The following is a 5,666-nucleotide window of genomic DNA, read 5'->3' on the forward strand; positions in this document are numbered from 1 at the left end:
TGTTGTGTGCTTGTCCAAATATATGCTGTTTGGAATGCCATTTTTCTCTATATACTCCTTGAAACTATCCATCGCTGGCATTGTCCCTTCATAATCATAAAATCCAGCTGATACATCATTCGTTGCGTCATCTATGTATCCCATCAAAACTAGCTCAGGGCCTCTTCCTTCCAGCCAGTCATGATGCGATCCATCCATCTGTACCATTTCTCCAAAACACTCCCTTCGCTCCCGCCACGCACGATGCTCTTTGTGTTTGCGGCTTACTTTCCACTCTCCTTCTGCTATCAGCCACTTCCGTAAAGTTTCATCACTTAGTTTTATCTTATCTATTTCCAAAAGTTTTTCGCTCGCAAGTAAGGGACCAAACCCTTTGTATTTTTCTTTGTAGAGACTTATGATCCTGGCTCTTATCTTCTTAGATATCGCTGCATTTGATGGCTTTCCTCGTGATTTATGCGCGATCCCTTTATCTCCTTCTCTCCGAACTGCTTTTACTATTCTCCTTATCTGTCTCTCGCTTAAATTTAAAACAGCCTTTGCTTCTATCTGCTTTAATTCTCTATCCAGTATCTTGTGAATTACATGCAACCGCTTTAATTCCCTTTGACTCGCCATGATTATGTCCCTTTCTGCCATAATACCCTCCTCTTAAATCGGGTATTATAGCTTCCTTAAAAGCGGACATTTCTATTTTGGCCAAATAGGACATTATCATTTTGGTGTTACAGGCAAAGTATGCCCTTTTACTTTACCCTCCAGTTGATTTGGGCAAACAGGATTTTTACCTATAGGATTAATAATATACGCTTTAGTGCCGGATGGACACTCTAATTTTCCAGGAAGACACTCTGGAACTAAATCTTCCAGAGTACAATTAGCTCCATTCTCTCTCTTATTGCTAGCTGCCCATTTCTGCTTTGCCCATACAATTTTCCTCATATTGGTTAAGCACGTTTCTTTCCTATAAGCTACCTGATCCTTAATATAACTAGGCACTGCCATTACACCCAAGAGTAAAATCACGGCTACAATAATAAGAAAATCTATTCTATCCAGTCTTTTCATGGGTACATCTCATCCTTAACTGTTTCGCCCCCTTGTTCCATTTCAATATATTTTTTCATTTTCTTTATGTGTCTTTCTGCAACCTCAGATTGTGACCAATTTCCATATCCCTTTTTCTTAACAGATTCCCATATTTCCAAAGACTTTTGCCAGTTATGCTGCTTTGCATAGCTATGAGCAAGAATGTGAGAAACATACATTGGATGGTCTTTACACTGCCCAGCTAATGCGAAGTACTTAGCAGCTTCTGCATATAATTTCAACTTATGGTAATAAACCCAACCGCACTCAAAGAATAAATCATACTTATCTTGATTAAATTTTATGCCTTCTTTTAGTATATTAACATCTGCCCAATAGCATTTTTCTTTTATTTCAGGATCCTTTACAGCTGCACTGAGGTTATATCCGATATGCCATGCCCATAAAATCCATGCGTCAAGAAAATGCGGGTCAAGCCATGTAATTGTTCTGAAAATAGGAAACATTTTCTCTTGTTGCTGGTGATCCCAGTAGTAATCTATTCTAAGCCACATTAAATCTACAACAATATCCTTAAAACCAAACAAAGTTGCTCCTAAAAATTCCCCTGCCGGAGCAGTAACTAGTTTTCGTTCTGGATGCAGCTCATCCAAATCCTTATCTATGCTCTTATGCAACGGAATGATTACAACCAGCAATATTAAAATAATAAGAAGAAATATGAAATGTATCTTTTGAGGTCTAAATTTCATACTTCTCTCTTTCTAAAAAATAATATGGCCAGAAGCGTAAATATTATTATATAGTTTAGCCCATAAACAGTAACTTTAAGTATGTGCAGGCCTGATACTGCTGTGCCATGAACAATATCACGATTTATATTAAAATTACCAAAATTGGGTAAAAGGTAATAGGCTCCGTCAAGTACAAATTTCAATATAGCACTGCCTTTTGAGGCCAGATGTCTAAGATACTCAAATATATTTCCTACAATGTAGATAAATAGTGTTAAAGCTATACTTATCCACATGGTAGAAAATGTTGAAAACATAATAGCAATAGAACTAAGTAGGGATAAACTGATAAAAATTAGAAACATAGCTTTGAATATTTCAAAATTCAGTACACGCTCCTTTAGATAAAGCACACTTAAAAACACACCAGTCATAAAACAGAGATTAATGAATAAGGCAAACATTGCGCCAGATAGCTTTCCTAAAATAAGCTCATATCTGTGAACTGGTTTAGAAAGCACCGCATATATTGTTTTTTTTCCCAGTTCTTCAGTAATTAATCTTGCTCCAAGAATAACCGCTATCAGCAGCCCAAAAATTGTTATAAAGAAAAACCCCATATCTTTAATCATTTTCATCTCTTCCCGCGGAGTAAAAAACGAAAACATCTTTGTGCTTCCAATAGTAACTAGAGCAAAGATCAACATAATGTTAAACATCTTTCCTCTCAACGCTTCCTTAAAGGTATTTTTTGCAATTGCAATGATTCTCATTTTTTTCTCCTCATAACGTTCTAGGTATTATTGTATAAAACTTTTTCAATGTCTACATATTTGTCAACAACAACATCCATGCTTTTACGTCCTGAAGTATATGGTATTATACCCAGTATTGGTACCCTGCCAAAAGCTCTTATAACCTGGGGATTTGTTTCCTCAGACATCTGAATATTTCTGCTAGCCTTGTTTATAATAATGCCTATTACATTAATGTGTGCTCTTCGTGCATAATTTAGAGTCAGGAGAGTGTGGTTAATGCTTCCCAGCCCTGCTCTTGCAACAACTATAATAGGAAGCTTCATATCTCTGGCAAGATCAGAAATCATATAATTGGATGTTATTGGTACAAGAAATCCGCCACATCCTTCAACGATTAAAAAATCGTATTTATCTGTAAGGTTTCTAAAAGAGGTAAGTATTTTTTTCTTGTATATTTTCTTTCCTTCAAGCTTTGCAGCAACATACGGAGCTAAAGGATGTTGCAATATATAAGGATTGATATGGCTGTAAGTGTCTTGAATTTTACTCATTCTGATCAGATATTCAGTATCCTTACCAACAAGTTTGCCTTTTTTATATTTCCCTCCTGTTTCAACAGGCTTCATAACACCCACATTTATCCTCATGTTACGAAGTAGTCGAGCCAATCCTCCAGCTATAACAGTTTTGCCAACTTCAGTATCAGTACCTGTAATAAAAACGCCTTTTCGCATGTTTTTCATTTCAACCTGCCTATTTTTGACCTTGTGCAATCAGTATGTCGTAAGTTGCAAAAATCTTATTATTCCTGGAATATTTTTTCGTATACACTTCTTTCATTTTGTTCATTAGTCTTCTATTGCCCAATCCATCTCTTGAGCTATACAGATGATTGTGAGATCCTATAGACCTAAGATAGGTCAACAAATTCATAACATTATCATAATATATCCTCTGCGTAATTCCTCCTACATTAACACATCTAAATCTATTAAGAAGACCAACAAGTTTTCCTTCATCAACAAAGCTCAGGCAATGAGAACTTGGATGTTGTGTACCTATAATATTATGCGCCTCTATAAAGGAACTACCAAGTTCGCACAATGTCTCTCCTCCAAACATTGAAAAAAGGAATTTCCCTTCTGGTTTTATAACTCTATATAATTCACTTATCCCTCTGGAATAGTTTTCCATCCACTGATATACAGAATTTGAAATTAGTATATCAAACATATCATTCTTATACGGTAAAAATTCAGCATCTGCCTGCACGAAACTAGTTCTATTAATATGCTTTTTTGCTGAGGATATTTTGACCATTCCAAAGGCAAGGTCAACAGCATATATTTTTGCGTTTGGAAACGTATACTGAAGCTTATCGATAAGATAACCAGTTCCTGTTCCTACGTCCAGTATTCTCAAGACACATTTAGACTTATCCAGCATTGAGACCAGTATATCTGCGATCTTAAACTGCAGTTCAGCAATATTATTATACGTTGAAGCACTTTTCGAAAATGAGGACTTCGTCCACTGTTTAAAGTTCATAATCTCTCAAAAATCCATCCAATAAATTATTAAACTCCTCATGTTTTGTTACAAATGGAACATGCCCTGCACTCTCAAACGCATAAAGAACAGAATTTTTTATTTTGCTATGCATGTAATCTGCACAGGCATAAGGACATATCATATCCCCTTTCCCATGAATTAGGAGAGTAGGAACTTTTATAGAGTGTAATTTATCTCTCAGGTCACAATTTCTAAGTAATAGTAGGTTCTGTAACATTGTATTTTTGTTACATAGATTTGATGACTCCTTTATTAAATCCAAATCTTCTTTTTTAAAATCTGCATTCTTCAAAATAAGACTTGCAAAATTGCTTAACATTCTCACAGGTGATTTCCTGAACTTATTGATAAAGCTTTGCATGACAATGTGTGATATACCCGCATCATAATCCTCCGAAGCAACAAATTTTGCAGGAGTGCTCACAAGAACAAGTTTTTTCACATACTCAGGGTATTGAAATGCAAAATTAATAGCAATCATGCCACCCATTGACCAGCCTACAAGGTTAATGTTCTTTAATTTTAATTTTTTTATAACTCCAAGCAAATGTTCTGTATGTGCTCTCATACAGCCTCCTTTGAGAGATACAGCAAGAGTCCTATAATTTTGCCTGAAATATTTGAGTTGATAATTCCAAATAGTTTTAGAAGTTCCCCAGCCAGGAATAAATAAAAGAGGAGGGCATAAATTAGTCATCTGTATTCAATTATATCTTCTCTAAAATAAAGATGTCGCAGACAAAACTTAATAAAATTCTATCTGCGACACACAAAACAAAAGACAGGTAATTATTTTTTACCCATTATCCGATACATACCTGTACCGCAGCACGGACAAACGCCTTTCATTGCTTTTCTGCCATTCTTCATTGTAACTTCCTTGGCATCTTTCATTTCTTTCTTAGCCTTGCACTTCACACAATAAGCTTCCATGATACATCTCCTTATGGTTTTTAAAACAACATTGGTCTAAGTTTATCATCCCATTACCAAAAGTCAATCTAATTATATCTGGAGTTTGGAAATGGTAAGATACATCCTTACCCCCTAGGTGGAGGATACAAGGGACCCCATCCCGACAGCTTTCGGGATGGGGTCAGGAAAATATTAATAGTATCTGCGAAAATATTTAAGGAGATAAGGAAAGAAGCATCATGTTTCAAACGATGGTTTGCAGGACTGGTTCCAAGAGAACGAAAGCCAAGAAAGAAACAGATAGATGAGAAGACTATCGCTATCCAAACTAATGAAACCGCATATTACGAGCAATACGCGCCGGTTACTGTTTGGCCTGCCCCGAACCAGAGTAATCTCGGTTCAGGGCCTGCGCGGGACAGTCTCTCCCATAAATGGCGAAGGGTTAAAGAATGGGATGACTACATTAACGATCCTATGGAGAAAAACGGCAATGAAAAAGGGCACATAGTATATTAAGATATCTTCCTTAAATTTTCCCCAAATAAAGAGGAGGATATCATTATGTGCCCAGTGCGATACTATCAAATTATGAGGAATTGTAAAGATAAAAGGGCTCACCGTTACCAGATGGTAC

General features: G+C 36.2%; 9 protein-coding genes. All 9 read right to left on the reverse strand.

Features of this window, described 5'->3' with window-relative positions:
* Positions 1–639: hypothetical protein (locus Q7J67_00760; GenBank protein ID MDO9463827.1), on the reverse strand; the 639-nt coding region annotated here is incomplete at its 3' end.
* 75 nt (positions 640–714) lie between these two features.
* Entirely contained in the window at positions 715–1,068 is a 354-nt protein-coding gene (locus Q7J67_00765) for a hypothetical protein (GenBank protein MDO9463828.1), read from the reverse strand.
* Positions 1,065–1,802 carry a hypothetical protein gene (locus tag Q7J67_00770; protein MDO9463829.1) on the reverse strand — a complete coding sequence of 246 codons (738 nt, stop codon included), beginning with the start codon at positions 1,800–1,802 and terminating at the stop codon, positions 1,065–1,067. The genes Q7J67_00765 and Q7J67_00770 overlap by 4 nt, the downstream gene beginning before the upstream one ends.
* Positions 1,799–2,557 carry an ABC transporter permease subunit gene (locus tag Q7J67_00775; GenBank protein MDO9463830.1) on the reverse strand — a complete coding sequence of 253 codons (759 nt, stop codon included), beginning with the start codon at positions 2,555–2,557 and terminating at the stop codon, positions 1,799–1,801. Before Q7J67_00775 ends, Q7J67_00770 begins: the two co-directional genes overlap by 4 nt.
* Positions 2,558–2,577: 20 nt before the next feature.
* A complete protein-coding gene (bioD, locus tag Q7J67_00780; GenBank protein MDO9463831.1) occupies positions 2,578–3,285 on the reverse strand; it encodes a dethiobiotin synthase in 708 nt (235 codons plus the stop codon).
* A gap of 10 nt (positions 3,286–3,295) precedes the next feature.
* Positions 3,296–4,090 (reverse strand): methyltransferase domain-containing protein, encoded by a 795-nt coding sequence (locus Q7J67_00785; GenBank protein MDO9463832.1) that lies wholly within the window; start codon positions 4,088–4,090, stop codon positions 3,296–3,298.
* The gene (locus tag Q7J67_00790; protein ID MDO9463833.1) at positions 4,080–4,811 is read right to left on the reverse strand and encodes an alpha/beta hydrolase; all 732 of its coding nucleotides are present in this window, start codon (positions 4,809–4,811) and stop codon (positions 4,080–4,082) included. The genes Q7J67_00785 and Q7J67_00790 overlap by 11 nt, the downstream gene beginning before the upstream one ends.
* A gap of 92 nt (positions 4,812–4,903) precedes the next feature.
* Complete coding sequence (locus Q7J67_00795) at positions 4,904–5,047, reverse strand: DUF5679 domain-containing protein (GenBank protein MDO9463834.1); 144 nt, start codon at positions 5,045–5,047, stop codon at positions 4,904–4,906.
* A 384-nt stretch (positions 5,048–5,431) separates the two neighbouring features.
* On the reverse strand, positions 5,432–5,666 hold a 235-nt coding region (locus tag Q7J67_00800), incomplete at its 5' end, for a hypothetical protein (protein ID MDO9463835.1).

It is taken from the genome of bacterium, from assembly GCA_030652805.1.
GTDB lineage: Bacteria > JAHJDO01 > JAHJDO01 > JAHJDO01 > JAHJDO01 > JAHJDO01.